Source organism: Lutimonas sp. (genome assembly GCF_051011215.1).
Taxonomy (GTDB): domain Bacteria; phylum Bacteroidota; class Bacteroidia; order Flavobacteriales; family Flavobacteriaceae; genus Lutimonas.
This window is the reverse complement of sequence record NZ_JBPCUJ010000157.1, coordinates 1-23,163: the sequence shown is the minus strand read 5'-3', so window position 1 is coordinate 23,163 and position 23,163 is coordinate 1. Positions and strand designations below refer to the sequence as shown.

The following is a 23,163-nucleotide window of genomic DNA, read 5'->3' as shown; positions in this document are numbered from 1 at the left end:
CTTACAGTTGCACTGGTAGAACAATATGATTTTGCTTCAGGCACAAGTTCTAAATCGACCAAGCTGATTCATGGCGGTCTGCGTTATTTAAAGCAGTTTGATTTTTGGCTGGTCAAGGAAGTGGGTTCTGAAAGGGCCATTATTCATGACTTAGCACCTCATTTAGTAGTGCCTGATAAAATGATTCTTCCCATCATAGAAAATGGTACCTATGGCTCATGGCTTACCTCCGTCGGACTCAAAATATATGATATTCTGGCCAATGTGGAAGGTGATGACCGGAGGCTGATGCTGGATAAAAAAACAACCCTGAAAAAAGAGCCTCTCCTACCCGAAGACATCTTAGAAGGAGCCGGTTTTTATGCAGAATACAGGACGGATGATGCTCGTTTAACTATAGAGGTATTAAAAACTGCTGTCAGACTCGGTGCTAAAGCAATCAATTACTGTGGCGTCAGCAAACTAGATTATACAGATGGATCCATTTCCGGAGCTACCGTAAAAGATGCGATCAGCGGAAAAACGCTTCATATCAAAGCCAGCTATGTGGTGAATGCCACAGGGCCCTGGGTGGATAGTGTAAGAGAAGAACTGGATCCTCAGGAGAATCGTTCAAAAAGATTGCAACTCACCAAAGGCGTACATATCGTTTTCCCTTTTGATAAATTACCTGTAAAACAATCGGTCTATTTTGACGTGCCGGATGGGAGAATGATTTTTGCCATTCCCAGGGGAAGAATTACCTATGTAGGAACTACTGACACCAAATTCGAAGCTCCTCCTGAAACCGTGGATGTTGAGCTCGTCGATGCTATATATCTCGTCAAGGCAGTGAACAATATGTTTCCTTCCATTGAGCTGAAAATCGACGATATTATTTCGAGTTGGGCCGGCTTACGGCCTCTTATTTATGAGGAAGGAAAATCAGCCGGTGAATTATCCAGAAAAGATGAAATATTTGAATCTGACTCAGGCTTGATTTCCATTGCAGGTGGTAAACTGACCGGTTATAGAAAAATGGCAGAACGTGTTGTTGACAGAGTTTCTAAACGAGCATCAAAGCAATACGAGATGGAGCTTAAAGAAGTACAAACAGAAAAACTGGACCTGACAGAAGATCCTTTTAAAAATCACAAAGCCGTCAAAGCCTATGTCAAAAAAATACTGCCTCACTGGAAAACTTATGCCTTTGATAAAACATCCGTAAGTTCGCTGGTGCATCGGTACGGTAGACAGACAGATATCGTATTGCAACTTTTTAAGAAATTCCCGAAAGAGGATCCTGAAATAAGACTGGCCAAAGCCGAACTTAAATTTGGTATTGAACATGAAATGATCTTAAAACCCCTGGATTTCTTTGAAAGAAGAAGTGGTCGGATTTTCTTTGACCCCGGAACATTACAACTTCTTAAAGAGCCTGTTTTACAGGAGTTTACGAATTATTTTAATTGGAATAAGGACCAGTATGAAAAAGAAAAAGAAGAACTGGACCGAGCCTTTAAGAAGATTATTGAATTCAAATAAAATGTATTACGATTGATTGTTGATTGTTGATTTAAGAAACAAATTAGTTTAGGATATCCGTCAGTTTTGCGAACTCTTTCTTAGCATCTTTATTCTCATAAAGAATACGATAAACTGAATCAATAATCGGTGTCTCGGCCTTATTTTTTACATTGATCTTATAGGCACTTTTAGTAGCGTAATAACCTTCAGCCACCATACTCATTTCAAACATGGCAGACTTCACAGTATAGCCCTTACCAATCATATTTCCAAACATTCTGTTTCTACTGAACACTGAATAACCGGTTACGAGCAAATCACCTAAATAAGCGGAATTATTAATATTTCGTTTCATCTTGTGTATCTTTTTGATAAAACGTTTCATTTCTCGGATCGCATTGGACATCAAAACCGCCTGAAAATTATCTCCATAGCCCAAACCATGGGCAATACCTGCCGCTATGGCAAAAATATTCTTCAACATTGCCGCATATTCCGTACCGATAATGTCATCAGAAATTTTTGTTTTAATATACCTTCCCGATACCTTTTCTGCCAAAATTCTGGCTTTGCTCTCATCCTGACAGGCAATGGTAAGGTAAGAGAGTCTTTCCATAGCAACCTCTTCAGCATGACATGGCCCTGTAATAACACCAATATTCTCAAAAGGTACTTTTAAAATATCATGAAAATGTTCTCCAACGATCAAACCTGATTCAGGGACAATGCCTTTGATGGCCGAAAAAATAACCTTCCCTTCCAGAGAAACCTTGATCTTGTCCAGCTCCGTCTGCAAAAAAGCCGAAGGCACTGCAAAAATCAGATAATCAGCATAGTCGATCATCTCATTGATATCCTCAGAAAAAAACAGCTTATTCGGATCAAAATACGCAGAACTCAAATAATTCGGATTGTGTTTGTTTATTTTGATATGCTCAATAATATAATGACTGCGCATGTACCAGCCTACTTCATTCAGGTTCTCACACAGCATCTTCACAATTGCGGTTGCCCAGCTACCTCCTCCTATTACTGCTACTTTCTGTTTTGATTGCATATATGATTGATATAGGCTCCAAAAGTAGTAAAATTTAAAGAACTGAGAAGGGTAGGTTTTGATTATTAAATTCTATAAATTTGTTATAAATTCAACCAAATATAGCTTGATTATGAGTGAGACGGATAAAAATAAAGACCTGAAGAATGACCTGAAGGAAGGGGCTAAAAAAATAAAGGATAAAGCCAAAGAAATTGCCAAAGACATTGACGAAAACACCCAGGATTTTCAAGAAGAAGCCAAGTCTACCGCCAACGAATTTACCGAGGGAGCCAAAGAGGTCTATGAACAATTTACCGCTGAAAAAAGTAACAAAAGGGTGGTTGCAGGGATCATCGCAATTTTGTTTGGCTCATTAGGTCTTCACAAATTCGTCCTCGGCTACCAAAAAGAAGGAATCATCATGCTGGTGGTAAGTTTTTTAAGTTTTGGAATCTTGGCAGGCCTTGTAGCACTGGTTGGAATCATTGAAGGAATTATTTATTTAACTAAATCTGATGAGGAGTTTTATCAAATTTATCAGGTGGGAAACAAACCTTGGTTTTAGATGGAAATAGTAGATGAATTTGGCAATAAATTGCCACCACAGCCAGAAAACAAAAGAGTACTAGCCGGCGTTCTGGGTATTTTGCTTGGAGTATTTGGCGTTCATAAATTTGTTTTGGGCTATCAAAATGAAGGGCTGACCATGCTCTTGATCTCTATCCTGACCTGTGGTATTGCTGCTGGGTTTGTGGCGCTGATCGGATTAATTGAAGGTATCGTCTATCTGACCAAATCCGACGAAGAATTCTATGAAATGTATCAGGAAAACAAAAAACCCTGGTTTTAATTTTCTGGATGATCCTGTTGTAATTTACGTTCCAGCTCTGCCTGGAATTCTTCCATAACGGGCTTAACCGTGCTTTCCGGCAAATCTGCAATTCGAATATACATCAGGCCGTCAACCGCATTGTTAAATTTGGGATCTACGTTAAATGCCACTAGTCGGGCATTTTGTTTTACGTATTTCTTCATGAGTACAGGCAACCTTAAATCACCTGGTTCGATTTCATCTATGATCTTGTCAAACTTGTTCATATCTGCCTGTGTGGTATCGAAAACAAAATCCTTATCAGCGTCATTCAATTTGACCTTATAGGCCTTTTTCGGATATACATATTGAGCTACAAAAGGATCATAATAATGAGATTTCATAAACTCGATCATCAGAGATTTTGAAAAATTGGAGAATTTGTTACTGATACTCACCCCACCCATCAGGTATTTGTATTCCGGATACCTCAGCGTTACATGCACGATACCCTTCCATAACAAAAACAAAGGCATGGGTTTTTGCTGATAGGATTTTACGATAAAAGCCCGGCCCATTTCTATGGTACTTTCCATCATATCGAAAAGTTCGGGTTCTATCTTAAAAAGTTCATTGACATAGAACCCTTCGATCCCATACTTCCCAAAAATATACTTGCCTAATCCCATTCTGTAGGCACCTACCAGCTGATGATTGGCCTCATCCCACAGGAATAAATGCTTGTAAAATTTATCAAATTTATCGAGGTCCAAAGACTTATTGGTGCCTTCTCCTACTTCTCTGAATGAAATTTCACGCAGTCGACCGATTTCTTTCAACGTATTTGGAATATCCTTGCTATTGGCCAGATAGATACGGTAGGTTTTACTTGTAAATACCAAAGCACCTTTCCCATCTAAAACCTGGAGTTCCTTTTTTATTAAATCAGTGCTGATAGGCTCGATAATTTCCTGGACTGACTTTGAAATTTTAAAGTTCTTGGTATTGATATAAGATGTGTTTTTCTCAAAAGGGTTGGCCAGCATATAGGTTTTCTTGCGCAGGTACTGATGAAAATCTTCCAGGCTTTTAAAGCTGTCCTGTTCCTTAATAGAGATCGGCTTCCCGATTCTTACCTTGATCAACCGTCTTTTCTGAGTAAGTAATTCCGAGGGTAGTTTGGCCGTTCGCAACGTGTCGCTCAAACTTGACAGCATGTAGAATAACTTACTGTTTTTCGCATGAAAATAGATCGGAATTACGGGTACATTTGCTTTTTTAATAATCTTTATGGCGCCTTCTTCCCATGGTTTGTCAACCACTAACTTTCCGTCCTTATAAGTTGACACTTCTCCTGCCGGAAAAATTCCTAAAGGATAGCCCTGATTCAAATGAAGTAAGGCATTTTTAATTCCTGTAAGACTTGATTTGGCATCCTTATGATCCTCAAAGGGATTCACGGGCATGACATACTTTTTTAAGGGTACAATACGATGCAATAAGAAATTGGCAATTATTTTATAATCAGGTCTTTTTTCTAAAATCAATTTGAGCAGCAAGATCCCATCGATGCCACCCAAAGGATGGTTTGATACCGTAATAAATGCGCCGTTCTTTGGAATTCTGGCCAAATCTTCATCGGGTATTTCAAATTCAATTTGAAAATCTTTGAGCACCCCATCCAGAAATTCAAGGTCCTCTTTGTGCATATGTCTTTCATAAACCCTGTTCAGTTCGGACAACCTCAAGGTCTTCAAAAGCATCCAGCCGCAGAATGTACCCATCCACCCGAATTTATCGAGTTGAATGGCCTTTGCGATTTCCTTTGAATTTACCAGACTCATCTAACTATTTGACTTTTACGATCATTTGCACAGTTTCCCTGCTTCTTTGTTTCAACAAAACTTCTTTATCGACCTCCAGGGCCTCCATCACCTCCTCATTAAAATGTCTGATGGTATACAAACTGACATTTTCATTGTATTTCACCTTATAATTAGGTTGAAGCTTTGCCAATAACTGCTTAAAATTATTAAAATTATCTTCAATACACAGTGAAAAACTAATGGCAGAGTTCTGAATCATATTCACCTTTACCTTAAAGTCATGAAGATATTTAAAAATTTCGCTGATATCCTGCTCCATCACAAAATGAAATTCTTTGTCAGAAACAGAAATCAAAATCTGATTTTTCTTCAGGATAAAACAAGGGATTTCAGGCACGATCTCCAATTCACTGCCCACATAGGTTCCTTTATTTTCAGGAGCTAAAAAAGACCTGACTCGCAATGGAATTCCCTTTCTTTGCAAGGGCTGTAATGTTTTGGGATGGATTACTGAGGCTCCGTAAAAAGCCATTTCTATCGCTTCTTTATACGATATTTCTTCGATCAGGGTTGTTTGTTCGAACTCTCGTGGATCTGCATTTAACACCCCAGGTACATCTTTAAATATAGAAACCTCCTTGGCGTCTAAGCAATAGGCAAAAATCCCTGCGGTATAATCTGAGCCCTCCCGACCTAAAGTGGTGGTTTCACCTTCCTTATTCTTACCGATAAAACCTTGAGTTATGGTAACGGACGAAGTATCTACATGCTGAGCAACGGCCTTCGACGTCAGTTCCCAGTCTACTTTGGCACGTCTGTAATCACTATCTGTTTTAATGCATTCGCGCACATCCAACCAATTATTTTCCATCCCCGTCTCCTTCAGATAAGCGCTGCAAATTCTTGTGGAAAGAAACTCAGCTCTGCTGACAACCTGATCATAGACATAATCATAATCCCCTTGCTGGTTATTCTCAAAAAAGTCGCTTATTTCGCTAAATATCCTTTCAACTTGCTGCACAATATCCTTAGGGTCATCAAAAACAAGTTCATCTATAATTGAAAAATGAAATGATTTGGCACTGGCCAGTAACGCATCCAGATTACCTTCTTTTTCCACATAAGACTTCACGATCACTTCAAATGCATTGGTCATTTTTCCCATGGCCGAGATGACAATCAACACTTCTTTCTGATCCAATTTCTTGAGGGTGGCAACAAAATTTTTAACACCTTTCGCATCTTTAACAGAAGCTCCCCCAAATTTAAATATCTCCATGCCTACCTATTATAAAAACTTTTGTTTAATCTTTAGACACATATTTGTGTAAAGAGTCTTCATTCATGTGCACTACTTGCCAGCCGTCAAGAATTTTGGCTCCTGTAGACAGGTAAAAATCAACGGCCACTTTGTTCCAATCCAGCACCTCCCAAGATACTCTTTTTAATTGTTGACCATGCGCATAGGAAAGTACTTTCGTATAAAGCGCCTTTCCTATTCCCTCACCTCTACACTCTTTTTTCACAATCAGGTCTTCCAAATGAATCGAGCGCCCTTTCCAGGTAGAATATCTTTCATAGAAAAGGGCCATTCCTACAATTTGATCGTTTTTTTCAGCTACAAAAACTTTAAACAAGGGATGTTCTCCAAACCCATCTCTTTCCAACTCTTTCACGCTTATTTCAACGGCATTTTCCTCCTTCTCAAAATGAGCTAATTCCTGAATTAGTGCCAATATTTCTGGCATATCAGATTTTTCACCCCTTCTCAATATTATCTTCATTTTTTCGTTTTAAAGTATACAAAAATAACCATATTTGCATACGAATCCCCTAAACTCAAATAAAATGCACAAACCAAAAACCTTAGGAGAGTATATCATTGAAAATCAGAATGATTTTCAATATTCATCCGGAGAATTATCACGTCTTTTAAGCTCGATCAAACTTGCGAGCAAAGTTGTTAATCATGAAGTAAACAAAGCAGGATTGGTTGATATTCTGGGCGCTGCCGGGGATACCAATATTCAAGGTGAAGACCAGCAAAAATTAGATGTTTATGCCAATGATGTTTTTATGAAAACATTAATAAACAGAGAAATTGTTTGCGGGATCGCCAGTGAAGAAGAAGATGATTTTGTAATTATTGAAGGGAAAAATCGCTCTCATGACAACAAATACGTTGTGCTGATCGATCCTCTGGACGGTTCCTCCAATATTGATGTAAACGTCTCTGTGGGTACTATTTTTTCAATTTACAGAAGGGTAACTCCAATCGGAACTCCGGTAACAAGCGAGGACTTTTTACAACCTGGTAATTTACAGGTTGCCGCTGGTTATGTGGTCTACGGAACCTCTACCATGATTGTGTATTCAACTGGTTTTGGTGTGAATGGATTCACATTAAACCCGGCGATGGGAACCTATTATTTGTCACACCCAAACATGAAATTCCCGGATGACGGAAATATCTACTCCATCAATGAAGGATATTATGTGCATTTTCCACAAGGAGTAAAAGACTATCTAAAATATTGTCAGGAAGAAGAAGATAACAGGCCTTATTCCGCACGCTATATCGGCTCCTTAGTGTCTGATTTTCATCGAAATATGATCAAAGGCGGTATTTATATGTATCCAACCAGTTCCAAATCACCACAGGGTAAACTTCGCTTACTTTATGAATGTAATCCCATTGCATTCTTGGCCGAGCAAGCCGGAGGAAAAGCCACAGACGGATACAAACGAATTCTTGAAATCAAGCCAAAAGAACTGCATCAGCGGGTTCCTATTTTTGTAGGAAGTAAAGTGATGGTTAACAAATTGGAAGAATTTATGGCAAAGTATCCTGAGAGTGCTGACTACTAGATTCGATTTGAGATTGAAGATTGGAGATTGGAGATTTGACCTGCCTGACGGCAGGCAGGGTTTGAGGTATCCTCTGCAGACTAGGTCTTTAAGAATAAAACTAGCAAAATTAAAAAAGTTTTGAGCTCTGTCTTTGGATTAAAATCCATCACCAATCTATAAAAGAATTTATCAGCTGATTTTGAAAAAAAACTTCAAAAATCATCAATCTCCAATCTCCAATCTCCAATCTACAATCATTTAATTCTCTTTTAATTATATTATTATCCCTGTCTGCGCGGATTAATTATATTTGCAAAAAACATATTGATTCTTGGGGACAATAAAAATAAGTAATATCAGAGTTTATGCCTATCACGGCTGCCTGGTAGAAGAGGGTAAAATAGGGTCTGATTACAGAATTGATCTGGCGGTAAAAGCCAATCTTAAACCATCTGCAAAATCTGATCAGTTAGCGGACACAGTCGATTATGTGCATCTCAATAAGATTGTTAAAGAAGAAATGGCGGTGCGTACCAAACTTCTCGAAACAGTTGCAGATTTAATCCTTGACCGTATCCTTCTTGAAATCCCTCTCGTGAATCATGCTGAAATTCAAGTCTCAAAATTAAATCCTCCCATTGGAGGTAATGTTGAGATGGTTACCATCATTATGGAAAGAGAAAGGTAAACTCTTTAAAAAATCACCGAATAAAATATTCAATATCATGTCATATCAGTTTACAATAATAGTTCCTGTTTATAATGAAAAAGATGGTCTGGAAAGACTCTTTGAGAAGCTGGAAGACTATCTAAAAATCGCATCGAGAAAAACGAATGTCATTTTGGTAGATGATGGTTCTGCGGACGGAAGCAGAGAGCTCATTAAAACCTATTGTAAAAACCATGCGGACTTTGAGTATATCTTGTTCAAAAAGAATTCCGGCAAAGGCGCCGCCTTAAAAGCTGGTTTTGAAGCCACAAAGGCACCGGTACTTGGCTATATAGATGCCGATCTGCAAACCTACCCTGAAGATTTTGAATTGCTACTGGAACATATAGAAGATCATGCGCTTGTAACAGGCAGACGTGTAACAAGACAAGATTCTGCGGTGAAAAGATTTTCTTCGAAATTTGGAAACTCAGTGAGGAGGCTATTCACCAAAGATGATATGAATGACACCGGTTGCCCTTTGAAAATCATAAAAACCGATTACGCTAAAAAAATCCCCCTATTTGCCGGACTTCAACGTTTTTTGCCAGCTATGATTCTGTTACAGGATGGGAAAATCAAGGAAATTCCCATTAATCATTATCCTAGAATCGTAGGAGAATCAAAATACGGTTTTAACAATCGGTTTATAGGCCCGTTGCTGGATTGCTTTGCTTATGTCTGGATGAAAAAGACGTATATCAAGTATGAAATCCAAGAAAAAGGCTAATGAATGATTGGTTGATATACTCCGTTGGCTTTCTTTCGCAAATCTTATTTTCCTCGAGAATCTTAATTCAATGGGTAAAATCGGAGAAATCAAAAAAAGTTGTTACCCCTTTAATGTTTTGGCAATTAAGCCTTCTTGCCTCTTTTTTACTGTTTATTTATGGATGGCTTCGAAATGATTTTGCGATTATGCTGGGTCAGGTAATTACCTATTTCATCTACATCCGAAACCTCCAACTTGAAAATTATTGGACCAAACTTCCCAAAATTCTTCGTGTGACCTTATTTCTGGTTCCGGTAGCAATTGTCATCTACGGCTTTAATAACAATGTGGTAAACATTGACTTACTCTTAAAGAATGAAGACATTCCAATATGGTTGGTCATATTAGGAAGTATCGCCCAGATTGTTTTTACAGGTAGGTTTGTTTATCAATGGATCTATTCCGAAAAGAAAAAATCATCCAGCCTTCCTTTAGGCTTTTGGGTTTTAAGTCTTTCAGGATCTTCTCTTGTTATTATTTATGCGATCCTAAGAGAGGATCCCGTGTTATTGGTAGGACATGTTTTTGGTTTTTTTGTATATATTCGTAACATCCACTTATTGAATAAATCTCGAAAATGAATACCAAATCATTTCTTTTAATTCTTGTTTTAGTTTGTCTGGCAATTTTTTTTCCTCATTTGAAAGTAGCCGAAGTCAATATCATGGAAGCGCGAAATTTTATCTCAGCCAGAGAAATGCTGCTCTATGACAATTGGTTTCACACCACTATGAATTTATTGCCTCGATACGAAAAACCACCGCTTCCCACCTGGCTGACTGCGGCATCGGCCTCCGTTTTTGGTCTTGACAATTTATTCGGACTAAGACTGCCGGCGGCTCTTTCTTCGGTTTTTCTGGTGTTGACTTTCTTTTACTTTGGCATTAAAATATTCCTTGATGCCAAGCAGTCGTTTATTGCCTCTCTTATTCTGGCGACCTCCTTTTATATAGTTTTCTCAGGTAGAAACGGGCAATGGGATATATTTACGCATGCATTTATGCTCTTTGCCATCTATCAATTTTTGAAGGTTTTTAATGCTGAAGGAAATAATTGGAAACAATGGATACTCATAGGCTTGTTCCTGGGGTTTTCATCCATGAGCAAGGGTCCGGTTTCATTTTTTGCGCTGTTGCTTCCATTTCTGATTTCCTATGGTATCGTGTATAAATACAAAGGATTTAAACCAAAAACCCTGCCCGTTGTATCGAGTATTGTTATTTTTATTTTGGTAGGCCTTACCTGGGGGATGTATATTTATTTCACCGATACGGCCACTGCAGAATATATTGCCAATAAGGAAACGGCCTCCTGGTCGAATCGGGAAGTGAAACCTTTTTATCACTATTGGAGCTTTTTTACACAGTCAGGCATTTGGACATTTTTCGCCTTCATCGCATTGCTCTATCCTTTTATGATTAAACGTGTGGAGAACAAAAAAGCCTATCGATTCAGTCTCTTCTGGACCTTATCAGCCGTTGTTTTACTTTCAATGGTGCCTGAAAAGAAGGAACGGTATTTATTACCTGTATTGATTCCATTAGCAATGAATACAAGTTTTTACATCAATTATTTGATTAAAAATGTTCCATCCCTGACCAAGGTTGACAAAGGCATCAGCAATTTTGGTTTTGGACTTATCGGTCTTATTGGACTTGCCTTTCCGTTTGTTGTTTATTTCATTATGGGTGGCGACCTGGATGGGTATTGGACGTCTTTTTTCCTGAGTTCCATAAGTTTGTTCAGCCTGGGGATTCTTATGTTCTATTGGTTGTTTAAAAAAGCCTATGAAAAGAATTTTTATGGAGTCATTCTGTTTATCTGCAGCATTATTCTTTTTGCTTTTCCAATGGCTGGCTTGCTGTTCGATAATGATGCGTATTCAAATATCAGTACATTAAGAGATCGTGAAGAATTAAAAGAGCTGAAAATATGTACCAGCGAAGTTCCTCTGGCGTTCCCCCCTGAATATTTATATCATTTTGCTGAGCCTGTTTACCATATAAAAACATTAGATGAATTGGCAGGAACAGAAACGTTCGGCTTACTGGTGCATGACAGCATACCAGCATATATTTTGAATGAATACAACGCTGATTTCAACCAACGATTTGATCTGAATCTACGCAAAAGAAAGGAAGGCAAACGCAATAACAGAAAAGTAATGAAACTCTATGTTTTAGAAAAAAAGGAATAAGCCTTGATTTTTAATTGATATCATTAAATTTTTATTTAAATTTGCATCCGTTTTTGGCGTCATGGCCGAGTGGCTAGGCAGGGCTCTGCAAAAGCTCGTACAGCGGTTCGAATCCGCTTGACGCCTCTTAAAAACCTCATTTTCACAGCAGTTGAAGATGAGGTTTTTTGTTTTAATTAACAATGTTTTACGCTAAATTTTGCATATTTGCAAGTCTTATAAATTGCACATGCAAATTTACCCGATTGAAACTGGAAATTTTAAGTTAGATGGCGGTGCCATGTTTGGTGTAGTTCCGAAAGTAATATGGCAAAAAACCAATCCGGCAGATGCCAATAACCTTATTGATATGAGCCTGAGATGCATGCTCATTGAAGATGGTGATCGCTTGATTTTAATCGACAATGGAACAGGGCAAAAACAAAGTGAAAAATTCTTTGGGTATTATTTTCCATTTGGGGATGCCACTTTGGACAGCTCCTTAAAAAAGTATGGCTTTCACAGGGATGACATTACAGATGTTTTTTTAACTCACTTGCATTTTGATCACTGTGGCGGAAGCATCCAGTGGAACGCATCAAGAACTGGCTATGAACCAGCTTTTAAAAATGCGAGGTTCTGGTCAAATGAGAATCACTGGAACTGGGCAACAAAACCAAATCCCAGAGAAAAAGCATCCTTCTTAAAAGAAAATATCAACCCCATAGAAGCAAGTGGCCAATTAAATTATGTGGACCTGCCTGAGAATGACATGTTAAAGAATAGTCCGCTTGGCTTTGATATTCTTTTCGCTGATGGTCATACAGAAAAACAAATGATCCCTCACCTGGAATACCAAGGTAAAACCTTAATTTTTATGGCAGATCTGTTGCCAACAGTTGGTCATATCCCATTGCCTTATGTAATGAGTTATGACGTAAGACCTCTGCTAACAATGGGTGAAAAACAGCGATTTTTAAATAATGCTGCAGATAAAGGTCATTATCTTTTTCTGGAGCACGATGCACAGCATGAAGTTTGTACCGTAAAACACACCGAAAAAGGAGTCCGGCTGGATCAGACTTTTCGTTTCGATGATATATTTAATAGTTAATAACCAAAAAACAAGTAATGAAGAATAAATTAATGTTTGGCTTGGGTTTAGCCGTCGTTCTTTCTGGATGTAGTTCGACTAAAAGCCTGCATGATGTAGCTGTTCCTGAAGGATCAACTACTGCTGTGAATATGGTTGCCAAAAAAGGCACGATGAGTGAAGATGAAGTAAGAGCATGGCCACACGCTGATATCATGCAAGATTCTATTCCTGGAATGAGTATTGATAAAGCCTATGAATTTTTGGCGGACAAAAAAGGAACAACCGTGATTCTTGGTGTGATCGATTCTGGAATTGACCGTGAACATGAAGATTTAAAAGACAATGTTTGGACCAATACAGATGAAATCGCCGGCAACGGTAAAGACGATGATGAAAATGGGTATGTAGATGATATTCATGGTTGGAATTTTTTAGGTGGTGAAGGCACTGCTACTCCGGAACAATTGGAGGTTACAAGAATTTATAAGCGATTGGACCCGAAGTATAACGGAACCTCTATGTCTGATTTTAATCCATCGGAAAAAGATGGCTACAACTATTATCAGAAAGTAAAAAAAGACTACGAAAAAAGAATCAAAGGTGTTAATGAAAAAGTCGAGGAATCGAATAAAAATTATGAATACCTGCAAAAATTGTCTTTGTACATAAAAGATGCGCATGAAGCGGCTTCAGCCAAGCTGGGTAAAAGTGATTATGATCTTGCCGAATTAAAAACGTTGGATGAATTTGAAGGTACACAGGTATTGATTAAAATTCTTGAGACCGGTGAGAACCCGGATATCGTTCTAAAACAGATCGAAGCTGAGATGGATTATGAACAAAGAAAATTAGCTTACTATTCTCCTCAGACAGAAACCATGTACAATCTGAATTTCAATGGTAGAACAACAGGAGATAATGCCTATGATATTGAAGATGTTCCTTATGGAAATGCTTTTACCATAGGATCTGTTGAAGATGAAATGCACGGTACGCATGTAACTGGAATTGCGATGGCAACCAGAGACAATGGCAAAGGAATGAATGGGGTTGCACAAAATGTAAAACTCTTATCTGTAAGAGCTGTCCCAGATGGTGATGAGTATGATAAGGATGTAGCGCTTGCCATCAAATATGCCGTAGACAATGGAGCAAAGGTGATCAACATGAGCTTTGGAAAAAGCTATTCACCCAATGCGGAGTGGGTATATGATGCCATCAAATATGCGGCAAGCAAGGATGTATTATTAGTTCATGCAGCAGGAAATGATCACAAAAACATTGACAAAAGCGATAATTTTCCAACAGATGCCCCGGATAAAGTAAAAGAGATTGCCGACAATGTAATTACCATCGGTTCTATGACCAGAAATTATAATGAAGACCTTGTTTCTACTTTTTCTAACTACGGAAAACTGAATGTTGATCTCTTCGCCCCAGGTTCTGAAATTTACTCAACCGTGCCCAACAATGAATACGAGTCTATTCAAGGGACTTCTATGGCAGCTCCGGCTGTGGCGGGAGTAGCTATCTTGATCAGATCTTACTATCCTGAACTTTCTGCAAGTCAGGTAAAGCATATTTTAATGAATTCAGGTATCAAAGTTGATCTTGAGGTGAAATTACCAGGAGGAGATGGTAAAACAGTTCCCTTTAGTGATCTTTCAGTTTCAGGAAGAGTATTAAACGCTTATAATGCCTTAAAAATGGCTGATAGCATGGTCAACTAAATGACTTTTGAAAACAGATTCAAGCTACAAAGGAGTACTATTCTTTTGTAGCTTTCTTTTAATATTTAGAACACAATGAAAAGAAATTTTACATTAATTGCATTCACTATCCTGTGTCTGCATGTATTCGGACAACAAAAAACCTATTGGCAGCAACATGTGGATTACACCATGGATATTGATGTCGATGCCGAAAATTATCAATACAAGGGAAAGCAAAAACTTGTCTATACCAATAATTCTCCTGACGAATTAAACCAGGTTTTTTACCACCTTCAATTCAATGCTTTTCAACCTGGAAGTGACATGGATATCAGACTGCAGCATATTGCAGATCCTGATGGGAGAATGTCGGAAAACAAGGGTACGAAAGAAAATCCTGAATATGAAAGTCGCATCGCCAAATTGAAAGAAAATGAAATTGGTTATCAGAAAGTACACTCTTTAAAGCAAGATGGAAAAGAGGTAAGCTACGAGGTGATTGGAACCATCATGAAAGTTACCTTGAATACACCCATTGCTTCTGGTAAAAAATCTACCTTCGAAATGGAATTTGAAGCACAGGTTCCCGTACATATTCGTCGTGCCGGAAGAAACAATAATGATGGCGTAGCCTTATCGATGGCACAATGGTATCCAAAGTTAGCTGAATACGATTTTGAAGGCTGGCATGCCAATTCATACATCGCCAGAGAATTTCACGGCGTATGGGGAGATTTTGATGTCACCATCCATATTGACAAGGACTACACTATAGGAGGATCAGGATATTTGCAAAATCCACAGGAAATTGGTCATGGTTATGAAGACCCTGATAAAAAACTGAACCTTCCAAAAGGAGATAAATTGAGCTGGCACTTTATTGCGCCCAATGTACATGATTTTACCTGGGCAGCCGATCCTGATTATATTCATGAAAAGGTTATGGGTGAAAATGAGGTAGAGCTCCACTTTTTCTATAAAAATGACAATCAGGAAGTAATTGACAACTGGAAGCAACTACCTGAAAAAACACAGGAAATACTTGCCTATTTTAATAAACACATCGGGCCTTACCCTTACAAACAATATTCTGTTATTCAAGGTGGCGATGGTGGTATGGAATATGCCATGTGTACCTTGATCGCAGGTGGTAAAAAACTATCCTCCCTGATTGGAACCACAGCGCACGAATTAGCGCATTCCTGGTTTCAGTTTGTATTGGCCACCAACGAAACAAAACACGAGTGGATGGATGAAGGATTTACGTCTTACATTTCATCAGCCGTCATGAATGAAGTAATGGATCAAAAGAAAGAATTACCGAATGCAAGTGCCTACAATGGGTATTTTTACCTGGTAAAAAGTGGCAAGCAGGAACCCTTAACAAGTTTCGCCGATCGATACGACTCTAATTTGGCTCACGGGATTTCTGCCTATAGCAAAGGAAGTATTTTCTTATCTCAATTGGGATATATTATTGGCAAAGAAAACCTGGACCAGACCATCTTAAAATATTATGATGAATTTAAGTTTACCCACCCAACTCCTAATGATATTAAAAGGACGGCAGAAAAGGTATCAGGACTTCAATTAGAATGGTACTTAAACTATTGGATCAGTACCACCAGAGTTATTGACTATGCGGTGACATCCATAGAGGATCAAAAGATACGCCTTGAAAACAAAGGATCTATGCCAATGCCGTTGGATCTGTTAGTGACTTATGAAGATGGGACAACAGAAGCCTTCAACATTCCTTTGACCATGATGTATGGTCATAAGCCGACGGAATCTAAGGTCTTAGATGCATGGTCATGGGTGAGTCCCGGTTACCAGATCAATACTGAAAAGAAAGTGAAAAGGGTTCAGATCGATCCTAAAAATCTAATGGCGGATATTGATCGTGAAAACAATCAAATGAGCAACTAAAAATGCTTCTTTATAAAACAAAAAACCCGATCATATGATCGGTTTTTTATTTTTATTACACTACTGATTATTTCAGTGTTTTCTTCACTTCTACTTCCTGATATGCTTCGATCACATCATTCACCTGAATGTCATTGTAATTCTTCACCTGCATACCACAATCATATCCTTTGGAAACTTCCTTCACATCATCCTTAAATCGCTTCAATGAAGTTAATTCACCTGTAAAAATAACCACGTTATCTCTGATCAATCTGATTTTCGAACTTCTGAATATCTTACCATCAAGAACCATACAACCTGCAATGGTTCCGACTTTAGAAATTTTATAGGTTTCTCTGATTTCAGCATTACCCGTAATTTCCTCAACGATATCCGGCGATAACATTCCTTCCATGGCATCTTTCACTTCGTCAATTACCTTGTAAATAATCGAGTAGTTTCTGATGTCAATTTCTTCCTTCTCTGCAATCTGTCTTGCACTTGCAGAAGGTCTCACATTAAATCCGATAATAATTGCCTCAGAAGCAGATGCCAATAGTACATCTGACTCTGTAATCGCTCCTACACCTTTGTGAATGATGTTTACCTGAATCTCTTCAGTTGACAATTTCTGTAAAGAATCTGTAAGCGCCTCAACAGAACCATCCACATCACCTTTTAAAATAATGTTCAATTCTTTAAAGCCACCCAACGCAATTCTTCTTCCAATTTCATCAAGAGTAATATGACGCTGTGTTCTAACAGACTGCTCACGACTCAATTGTGAACGTTTTGCAGCTATTTGTTTCGCCTCACGTTCATCTTCATAAACTTTGAAGTTATCACCCGCCTGAGGTGCTCCGTCGAGCCCTAAAATAGAAACCGGTCTTGAAGGACCTGCCTCTTTTATATTGTTCCCTCTTTCATCCTGTAAGGCTTTTACTTTACCGGAATGATGTCCTGCCAGGATATAATCACCCACTTTTAGAGTTCCTCCATCCACAAGTACCGTGGCAACATATCCTTTTCCTTTGTCAAGAAAAGCTTCTACCACAGAACCGTTTGCAATTTTATTAGGGTTTGCTTTTAATTCTAATATTTCAGCTTCCAATAGAATTTTTTCAAGTAATTCCTGGATACCAGTACCCTTTAAAGCAGATACATCATGAGATTGAATCTTTCCTCCCCAGTCTTCTACCAAAAGGTTCATTTGAGCCAATTCTTCCTTCACTTTGTCGGGATTCGCATCTGGCTTATCAATCTTGTTAATGGCAAATACGATAGGCACACCCGCAGCCTGCGCGTGACTAATTGCTTCTTTCGTCTGAGGCATAATAGCATCATCCGCAGAAATAACAATCACTGCAATATCAGTAACCTGAGTACCACGCGCCCTCATCGCCGTAAATGCTTCGTGACCTGGTGTATCTAAGAAAGTAATTTTCTGTCCGTCTTCCAGTTCCACTGCATAAGCTCCGATATGCTGTGTAATTCCACCGGATTCCCCGGCAATTACATTGGCTTTTCTAATATAATCCAACAAGGATGTTTTACCGTGATCAACGTGACCCATGACCGTAACAATTGGTGCTCTTGGTTTAAGATCTTCCGGCTTATCAACTTCTTCCTCAACGGTTTCTTCAACCTCTGCACCTACAAAGTCAACTTTATATCCAAATTCTTCTGCAACAATTGTCAGCGTTTCAGCATCTAAACGCTGATTCATAGAAATCATCATTCCTAACGACATACAAGCTGAAATAACTTCTGTCACAGAAACATTCATCATCGTTGCCACTTCATTCGCCGTAACAAATTCAGTAACCTTAACAACTTTACTTTCTGCTTCCTGTTGCTCAATATCTTTCTCAACCTGCTGACGGTGAAGGTTTCTTTTCTCTCTTCTGTATTTGGCCCCTTTTCCTTTTTTGGATTTCCCTTGAAGTTTTTCAAGTGTTTCTCTCACCTGTTTTTGTACTTCTTCCGGAGAAGGCTCTTCTTTTACTATCGGTTTTCTTCCCGAATGAGGTCCTCTCTGACCACCTTTGTTTCCACCTCCTCTTGATTGACCAAAGTCAGTTCTAGGAACATGAATTCTCTTTCTTTTCTTTTTAGCCTTATTCGCATCTGCCCCGGCATCTTTTTTCGCTTCAACCGGCTTTTTCTTTGGTCTTTCAAATTTTGAAAGATCAATTGTTTCTCCGGTTTTCTTAGGTCCGGATAATTTTTGGTATTCGGTTTTTAAGGTTTGGGTATTTTCTGCAGCAGGTGCCTCCTCAGCAGCTTTTGTCTCAGAAACTTCTTCTTTTGGCTGAGCAGCTTCAGTCTTAGGAGTTTCGGCTGGTGCAGGGGCAGCAGCTTCTACTTCTTTCTTTTTTGCAGCAGGTTTTTCTTTTGATACAACATCAATTTTCCCTACTTGCTTCAGACCTTTTAATTTTTTGGCTCCTTTAATCACTTCCTCAGTCACTTCCTTTGTCTCAGGCTCAGGAGCAACTTCTTCTGCTACTTCTTCTTTGGCAGCTGGTTTTGGGTCTATTTCTATTTTCCCAACCATTTTTGGACCACTGATCTTTTCAGATTCGGTTTTAAAGATCTCTGCCTTCCTGGCTTCGTCTTCTAGTCGTTTCTTTTCAGCTTCCATTTCTAAAGCCAAACGAATTTCTTCCTTCTCTTTACGCTTTTCTTCGCCAATCTCTTTAGAGGCTACTTTTTTACTCTTATCCGTCTGGAATTCATCCGACAGGATCATATAAACATCCTGAGAGATCTTGGCCGTTGGCCTATGATCAATGTCTATGCCTTTGTTAGCAAGAAACTCAACAGCTCTGTCAAGAGAGATGTTTAATTCTCGTAACACTTTGTTAAATCGTTGTGGCTTATAATCTGTCATATATTAATTTAAAATGAACCTGTCTATTTTCTATTGCAAAATAAAAAATATTATGATTCGAATTCTTCTTTTAAAATTCTTTGTACTTCAAGAATTGTTTCTTCCTCTAAGTCTGTTCTTTTAACCAGTTCACTCAGATCGAGATCTAATACACTTCTTGCTGTATCAAGACCAATGTTTTTAAATTCATTGATCACCCATTCTTCTATTTCGTCAGAGAATTCTAACAACTCTACATCATCTTCCACACCTTCTCTCTGAACATCGATTTCGTACCCTGTCAGCTGACTTGCCAATCGGATATTTACACCGCCTTTTCCAATTGCTTTTGAAACTTCTTCTGGTTTAAGAAACACATCAACTCTCGGTTTATCTTCTCCCTCAGCTTCGTGTATCTTTAAAGATACTACTTTTGCCGGGCTCAAAGCTCTCTTTATAAATTGTTCGTCAATTTTAGTAAAATTAACTACATCGATATTTTCATTACCAAGCTCTCTTACTATTCCGTGAATTCTGGATCCTTTCATACCCACACAGGCACCAACCGGATCAATTCTGTCATCATAAGAATCAACTGCGATTTTCGCCTTTTCACCTGGAATTCTGGCTACACGTTCTATAGTGATCAAACCATCGAATACTTCAGGAATTTCCTGCTCAAACAGTTTTACCAAAAATTCAGGAGCCGTTCTAGACAAAACAATTGAAGGCTTGTTACCTCTTAACTCAACATTCTTGATGATTCCTCTTACAGACTCTCCTTTTCTGAAAAAATCTGAACGAATTTGCTCACTTTTTGGCAATACCAGCTCATTTCCATTGTCATCCAGTAAAATAACCGCGTTATGTCTTACGTGATGTACTTCAGCAGAATACAACTCTCCTTCAAGCTCTTTGTAATGCTTGAATATATTTGTGTTATCGTGCTCGTGAATTTTTGATATCAAATTCTGGCGTAAGGCCAAAATAGACCTTCTTCCAAGATCAATCAATTTCACCTCTTCAGAAACCTCTTCTCCTACCTCAAAATCAGGCTCAATTTTTTGTGCTTCATCCAAAGAAATTTCTTCATTGTCATCTTCCACTTCACCATTTTCAACAACGATACGGTTTCTCCAGATTTCAAGGTCACCTTTATCAGGGTTGATAATAATATCAAAATTTTCATCAGAACCGAACTTTCTTTTCAAGGCTGATCTAAATACTTCTTCAAGTATAGCCATCAACGTTACCCTATCAATACTTTTTTCATCTTTGAACTCCGAAAACGATTCAATTAATGCGATATTTTCCATTACACTCTTATTAAAAAATAATCTTCACTTTAGCTTCTTTTATTTCACTCAATGGAATAGTTTGTTGCTTTTCCACTGTTATTTTTCCTTTACCAATTGGTTTGGGTTCACGGCTCTTCCAAAACAAGGTGATCCCTTCATCCGACACATCAATCAGTTTCCCTTCAAAACGCTCCTCTTCAGTTTTCACTTTCAAGGTTCTGTCAATGTTTTTGTTATACTGTCTTTTGTCGATAATGGGATCTGTAATATTCGGGGTAGTAACCTCCAGCGAGAAATCCTCACTTTCACGATCTAAATTATGTTCCACGGCCCTGCTAATTCTGATGCATTCACTCAAGGGAACACCGGCATCTCCATCGACAATTACTTTTATACTGCCATCACCTCCGAAATTCAAATCTATAAGAAAAAGCGCTTCATTTTCTGCAAGGGCATCATCCACCAACTTCTTTACTTTATTCTGATCCATGTGGCTTGTATAAAAAGAGGGGACTATCTGTCCCCTCCAACTCAAATTCATTGTAAATTTCGCTGCAAATATAGCAATTCCTATGATACTGACAAAAATCATAGGCCTAATAGATGAAATTTTATTAACTTTATAATATCAATCAAAAATAATATGTTATGAAACGAATATTGGTCCCAGTAGATTTTTCTCCAGAAGCCGAAAGCGCAGCCAGAGTTGCAGCGAGTATAGCACGTAAAACCGGTAGTGAAATTTTCCTAGTTCATATGCTAGAACTGCCTGTTACTACAATAGATCCCGCAGAAATGAACACCATCAGCAGTGAGCCACAAATTATCTATTTTATGAAACTCGCTCATGAGAAATTTGACAAATTTAAAAGCCTGCCTTTCTTTGATGGCTTAAGAGTCATTGAAAGCATTCAATTTCAACACGCTTTTTCAGGTATTATTAATGAAAGTGAAAAGAACAATATCGATCTGATAGTCATGGGATCTCAGGGAGCTTCCGGATTGCAGGAAATGTTCATCGGATCAAATACCGAAAAAGTAGTGAGGCGTTCGAAAGTGCCTGTTTTAGTCATAAAAAAAGGTGGAGAAAAATTCGATGTCAAAAATTTTATTTTTGCCTCTGACTTCAACAAAGAAAGCAAGTCTACTTTCCATCGTGTAGTCGATTTTGCCAATTTATTTGATGCCAAAATTCATCTTTTATACATCAATACGATTCACAACTTCAATACAACCAAGAATATTGAAAAACGAATCACCGAATTTATGGATGATTTTGACTTTTCAAATTATACCACAAACATCTATAATGATATTTCCATTGAAAAGGGCATTCTGAGTTTTGCACGGGATATTGATGCTGATCTTATTGCATTGAATACGCATGGCAGAAGTGGTTTGTCTCAATTATTTAATGGCAGTATTGGTCAGGAATTGGCAAATCATGCCTTAAGACCGGTCATTACTTTTAAATTAAAATAGAGTTACCATTTAAACGGGGTGAAACCAACACCAAACTCAACCCAATCGGCACGACTTGTTTTTTGGGTTTTGATGGATAATTGTCCAAACATCCATTTGGTAATATCATATCTAAAACCTGCACGGATATAAGAAGGTGATTTCCCTTTGTCATCCGTCAGATAGGTTCCTAACTGAAGTCTAAGCGCCATCCGTCCTATGAGAAAATCATATCCCAGATGAGCTCCCACAAGCGTTTGGTCTTCAGTTTCAGGATACTCAGGTTCCAGGCTGCCATCCCAGAAAAAATCAACCCCTGTGCTAATGGCATGCATGCTGTTAAACTTAAATCGATAATCGAGGGCACTTGAAAAAACACCGTATCGGTTATAGGTTCCTTTATCGTCTTCATTTTGAACTGTTCCACCTGCCAGGTATACTTCAATAGAACTTTCTCTTAGCCTGAGCTGCTTCGAAGGTCTTGGAGCTTCAAATCTAGCAGGCAATAGGTCTTTCGAATACACGTCTTTGTCCACAAATTTCTGATCCGCATTGTAATAATACCTCATCCCCAGATTAAGACCATACATATTATACCCATAATTCGGTGTTGTAATTCTTCCCCCTGAAAAATGCGTGAAATCAATACCATAAAGCAGGTCCAGCTCCCTGGTAAGTTTATAAGCCCCCCCAAAATTAAGATTAAAATACACCGCTAATGGCGAACCGATGGCATCATTGGTCGGGTTGTTTTTTGGGTCATAAGGTTCCAGATTAAAGGTAAGACCCAAGGATAATCCCGCTTCTAAAATATTCCTGCTGTTGCGATTACTCAATGGAAAATTCAAAAAACCAAAAACTGCTTTTGGTTTTCCTATAATTTCAGTAGAACCGACAAGGCCTGAATAAATACCCAATCCATAAGTAACATAATTATAGCGACTGGACCAATGTTCGGGATCCTTGGATTGCCAGCCAAATCTTAATTCCGCAGCACCATATCCATCATTCAGCGCATCATCCAGTACTTCTCCGGTATACAAATGATACCCTGAATGTCCTTTAAGCTCAATGTACCTGAATCTCCCATAATTCTCCTCATCTTTAACATCATCAAAAGAAAT

20 protein-coding genes and 1 tRNA gene are annotated in these 23,163 nt (G+C 38.4%); 13 read left to right on the top strand and 8 right to left on the bottom strand.

Annotated elements, in window-relative coordinates:
• Positions 1-1,524: glycerol-3-phosphate dehydrogenase/oxidase (locus ACR2MV_RS14960; RefSeq protein ID WP_434022929.1), on the top strand; the 1,524-nt coding region annotated here is incomplete at its 5' end.
• Positions 1,525-1,567: 43 nt separating this feature from the next.
• Here ACR2MV_RS14960 and ACR2MV_RS14955 read toward each other — a convergent pair.
• Positions 1,568-2,563 (bottom strand): NAD(P)H-dependent glycerol-3-phosphate dehydrogenase, encoded by a 996-nt coding sequence (locus ACR2MV_RS14955; protein ID WP_434022927.1) that lies wholly within the window; start codon positions 2,561-2,563, stop codon positions 1,568-1,570.
• Positions 2,564-2,675: 112 nt separating this feature from the next.
• Here ACR2MV_RS14955 and ACR2MV_RS14950 point away from each other — a divergent pair, with 112 nt between their 5' ends.
• A complete protein-coding gene (locus tag ACR2MV_RS14950; RefSeq protein ID WP_434022925.1) occupies positions 2,676-3,110 on the top strand; it encodes an NINE protein in 435 nt (144 codons plus the stop codon).
• A complete protein-coding gene (locus tag ACR2MV_RS14945; protein WP_434022923.1) occupies positions 3,111-3,395 on the top strand; it encodes a TM2 domain-containing protein in 285 nt (94 codons plus the stop codon).
• Here ACR2MV_RS14945 and ACR2MV_RS14940 read toward each other — a convergent pair.
• Genes ACR2MV_RS14940 through ACR2MV_RS14930 form a run of 3 tightly spaced genes read right to left on the bottom strand, consistent with a single transcriptional unit; the run spans position 3,392 to position 6,966 of the window.
• Positions 3,392-5,200, bottom strand: a complete 1,809-nt coding sequence (locus tag ACR2MV_RS14940) for a GNAT family N-acyltransferase (protein ID WP_434022921.1) — start codon at positions 5,198-5,200, stop codon at positions 3,392-3,394. The two genes, ACR2MV_RS14945 and ACR2MV_RS14940, sit on opposite strands and share 4 nt — an antisense overlap.
• Positions 5,201-5,204: 4 nt before the next feature.
• Positions 5,205-6,461 (bottom strand): aspartate kinase, encoded by a 1,257-nt coding sequence (locus ACR2MV_RS14935; RefSeq protein WP_434022919.1) that lies wholly within the window; start codon positions 6,459-6,461, stop codon positions 5,205-5,207.
• A gap of 25 nt (positions 6,462-6,486) precedes the next feature.
• Positions 6,487-6,966, bottom strand: a complete 480-nt coding sequence (locus ACR2MV_RS14930) for an N-acetyltransferase family protein (RefSeq protein ID WP_434022917.1) — start codon at positions 6,964-6,966, stop codon at positions 6,487-6,489.
• A 64-nt stretch (positions 6,967-7,030) separates the two neighbouring features.
• On the opposite strand from ACR2MV_RS14930, the gene fbp reads away from it, so the two are divergent.
• From fbp to ACR2MV_RS14885, 9 genes are all read left to right on the top strand, one after another.
• Positions 7,031-8,050, top strand: a complete 1,020-nt coding sequence (gene fbp / locus ACR2MV_RS14925) for a class 1 fructose-bisphosphatase (RefSeq protein WP_434022916.1) — start codon at positions 7,031-7,033, stop codon at positions 8,048-8,050.
• Between the two features lie 313 nt (positions 8,051-8,363).
• Positions 8,364-8,720 (top strand): dihydroneopterin aldolase, encoded by a 357-nt coding sequence (gene folB, locus ACR2MV_RS14920; protein WP_434022915.1) that lies wholly within the window; start codon positions 8,364-8,366, stop codon positions 8,718-8,720.
• Between the two features lie 37 nt (positions 8,721-8,757).
• On the top strand, positions 8,758-9,471 hold the full coding sequence (locus ACR2MV_RS14915) for a glycosyltransferase family 2 protein (RefSeq protein WP_434022913.1): 714 nt from the start codon (positions 8,758-8,760) through the stop codon (positions 9,469-9,471).
• Positions 9,471-10,094 (top strand): lipid-A-disaccharide synthase N-terminal domain-containing protein, encoded by a 624-nt coding sequence (locus ACR2MV_RS14910; protein WP_434022912.1) that lies wholly within the window; start codon positions 9,471-9,473, stop codon positions 10,092-10,094. The genes ACR2MV_RS14915 and ACR2MV_RS14910 overlap by 1 nt, the downstream gene beginning before the upstream one ends.
• The gene (locus ACR2MV_RS14905; RefSeq protein ID WP_434022910.1) at positions 10,091-11,710 is read left to right on the top strand and encodes an ArnT family glycosyltransferase; all 1,620 of its coding nucleotides are present in this window, start codon (positions 10,091-10,093) and stop codon (positions 11,708-11,710) included. Before ACR2MV_RS14910 ends, ACR2MV_RS14905 begins: the two co-directional genes overlap by 4 nt.
• 55 nt (positions 11,711-11,765) lie before the next feature.
• Positions 11,766-11,836, top strand: a tRNA-Cys gene (locus ACR2MV_RS14900).
• Between the two features lie 103 nt (positions 11,837-11,939).
• Positions 11,940-12,803 (top strand): MBL fold metallo-hydrolase, encoded by an 864-nt coding sequence (locus ACR2MV_RS14895; RefSeq protein WP_434022908.1) that lies wholly within the window; start codon positions 11,940-11,942, stop codon positions 12,801-12,803.
• Positions 12,804-12,820: 17 nt separating this feature from the next.
• Positions 12,821-14,515: a S8 family peptidase gene (locus ACR2MV_RS14890; protein ID WP_434022906.1), complete on the top strand. Its 1,695-nt coding sequence runs from the start codon at positions 12,821-12,823 to the stop codon at positions 14,513-14,515.
• A 75-nt stretch (positions 14,516-14,590) separates the two neighbouring features.
• On the top strand, positions 14,591-16,426 hold the full coding sequence (locus ACR2MV_RS14885) for a M1 family metallopeptidase (RefSeq protein ID WP_434022905.1): 1,836 nt from the start codon (positions 14,591-14,593) through the stop codon (positions 16,424-16,426).
• Positions 16,427-16,493: 67 nt separating this feature from the next.
• On the opposite strand, the gene infB is transcribed toward ACR2MV_RS14885, so the two are convergent.
• From infB to rimP, 3 genes are read right to left on the bottom strand one after another with little or no spacing between them, the layout of a single operon-like run.
• Positions 16,494-19,301 carry a translation initiation factor IF-2 gene (infB, locus tag ACR2MV_RS14880; RefSeq protein WP_434022903.1) on the bottom strand — a complete coding sequence of 936 codons (2,808 nt, stop codon included), beginning with the start codon at positions 19,299-19,301 and terminating at the stop codon, positions 16,494-16,496.
• Between the two features lie 50 nt (positions 19,302-19,351).
• Positions 19,352-20,596: a transcription termination factor NusA gene (gene nusA / locus ACR2MV_RS14875; RefSeq protein ID WP_434022901.1), complete on the bottom strand. Its 1,245-nt coding sequence runs from the start codon at positions 20,594-20,596 to the stop codon at positions 19,352-19,354.
• Between the two features lie 10 nt (positions 20,597-20,606).
• Positions 20,607-21,068 carry a ribosome assembly cofactor RimP gene (rimP, locus tag ACR2MV_RS14870; RefSeq protein WP_434022900.1) on the bottom strand — a complete coding sequence of 154 codons (462 nt, stop codon included), beginning with the start codon at positions 21,066-21,068 and terminating at the stop codon, positions 20,607-20,609.
• Between the two features lie 158 nt (positions 21,069-21,226).
• On the opposite strand from rimP, the gene ACR2MV_RS14865 reads away from it, so the two are divergent.
• Positions 21,227-22,060: a universal stress protein gene (locus ACR2MV_RS14865; RefSeq protein ID WP_434022898.1), complete on the top strand. Its 834-nt coding sequence runs from the start codon at positions 21,227-21,229 to the stop codon at positions 22,058-22,060.
• 2 nt (positions 22,061-22,062) lie between these two features.
• On the opposite strand, the gene ACR2MV_RS14860 is transcribed toward ACR2MV_RS14865, so the two are convergent.
• On the bottom strand, positions 22,063-23,163 hold a 1,101-nt coding region (locus ACR2MV_RS14860), incomplete at its 5' end, for an acyloxyacyl hydrolase (protein ID WP_434022897.1).

Coding starts and splice junctions, on each gene's coding strand:
- ACR2MV_RS14955 (WP_434022927.1), bottom strand. CDS start 2,563: ATGCAATCAAAACAGAAAGTAGCAGTAATAGGAGGAGGTAGCTGGGCA.
- ACR2MV_RS14950 (WP_434022925.1), top strand. CDS start 2,676: ATGAGTGAGACGGATAAAAATAAAGACCTGAAGAATGACCTGAAGGAA.
- ACR2MV_RS14945 (WP_434022923.1), top strand. CDS start 3,111: ATGGAAATAGTAGATGAATTTGGCAATAAATTGCCACCACAGCCAGAA.
- ACR2MV_RS14940 (WP_434022921.1), bottom strand. CDS start 5,200: ATGAGTCTGGTAAATTCAAAGGAAATCGCAAAGGCCATTCAACTCGAT.
- ACR2MV_RS14935 (WP_434022919.1), bottom strand. CDS start 6,461: ATGGAGATATTTAAATTTGGGGGAGCTTCTGTTAAAGATGCGAAAGGT.
- ACR2MV_RS14930 (WP_434022917.1), bottom strand. CDS start 6,966: ATGAAGATAATATTGAGAAGGGGTGAAAAATCTGATATGCCAGAAATA.
- fbp (WP_434022916.1), top strand. CDS start 7,031: ATGCACAAACCAAAAACCTTAGGAGAGTATATCATTGAAAATCAGAAT.
- ACR2MV_RS14915 (WP_434022913.1), top strand. CDS start 8,758: ATGTCATATCAGTTTACAATAATAGTTCCTGTTTATAATGAAAAAGAT.
- ACR2MV_RS14910 (WP_434022912.1), top strand. CDS start 9,471: ATGAATGATTGGTTGATATACTCCGTTGGCTTTCTTTCGCAAATCTTA.
- ACR2MV_RS14905 (WP_434022910.1), top strand. CDS start 10,091: ATGAATACCAAATCATTTCTTTTAATTCTTGTTTTAGTTTGTCTGGCA.
- ACR2MV_RS14895 (WP_434022908.1), top strand. CDS start 11,940: ATGCAAATTTACCCGATTGAAACTGGAAATTTTAAGTTAGATGGCGGT.
- ACR2MV_RS14890 (WP_434022906.1), top strand. CDS start 12,821: ATGAAGAATAAATTAATGTTTGGCTTGGGTTTAGCCGTCGTTCTTTCT.
- ACR2MV_RS14885 (WP_434022905.1), top strand. CDS start 14,591: ATGAAAAGAAATTTTACATTAATTGCATTCACTATCCTGTGTCTGCAT.
- infB (WP_434022903.1), bottom strand. CDS start 19,301: ATGACAGATTATAAGCCACAACGATTTAACAAAGTGTTACGAGAATTA.
- nusA (WP_434022901.1), bottom strand. CDS start 20,596: ATGGAAAATATCGCATTAATTGAATCGTTTTCGGAGTTCAAAGATGAA.
- rimP (WP_434022900.1), bottom strand. CDS start 21,068: ATGGATCAGAATAAAGTAAAGAAGTTGGTGGATGATGCCCTTGCAGAA.
- ACR2MV_RS14865 (WP_434022898.1), top strand. CDS start 21,227: ATGAAACGAATATTGGTCCCAGTAGATTTTTCTCCAGAAGCCGAAAGC.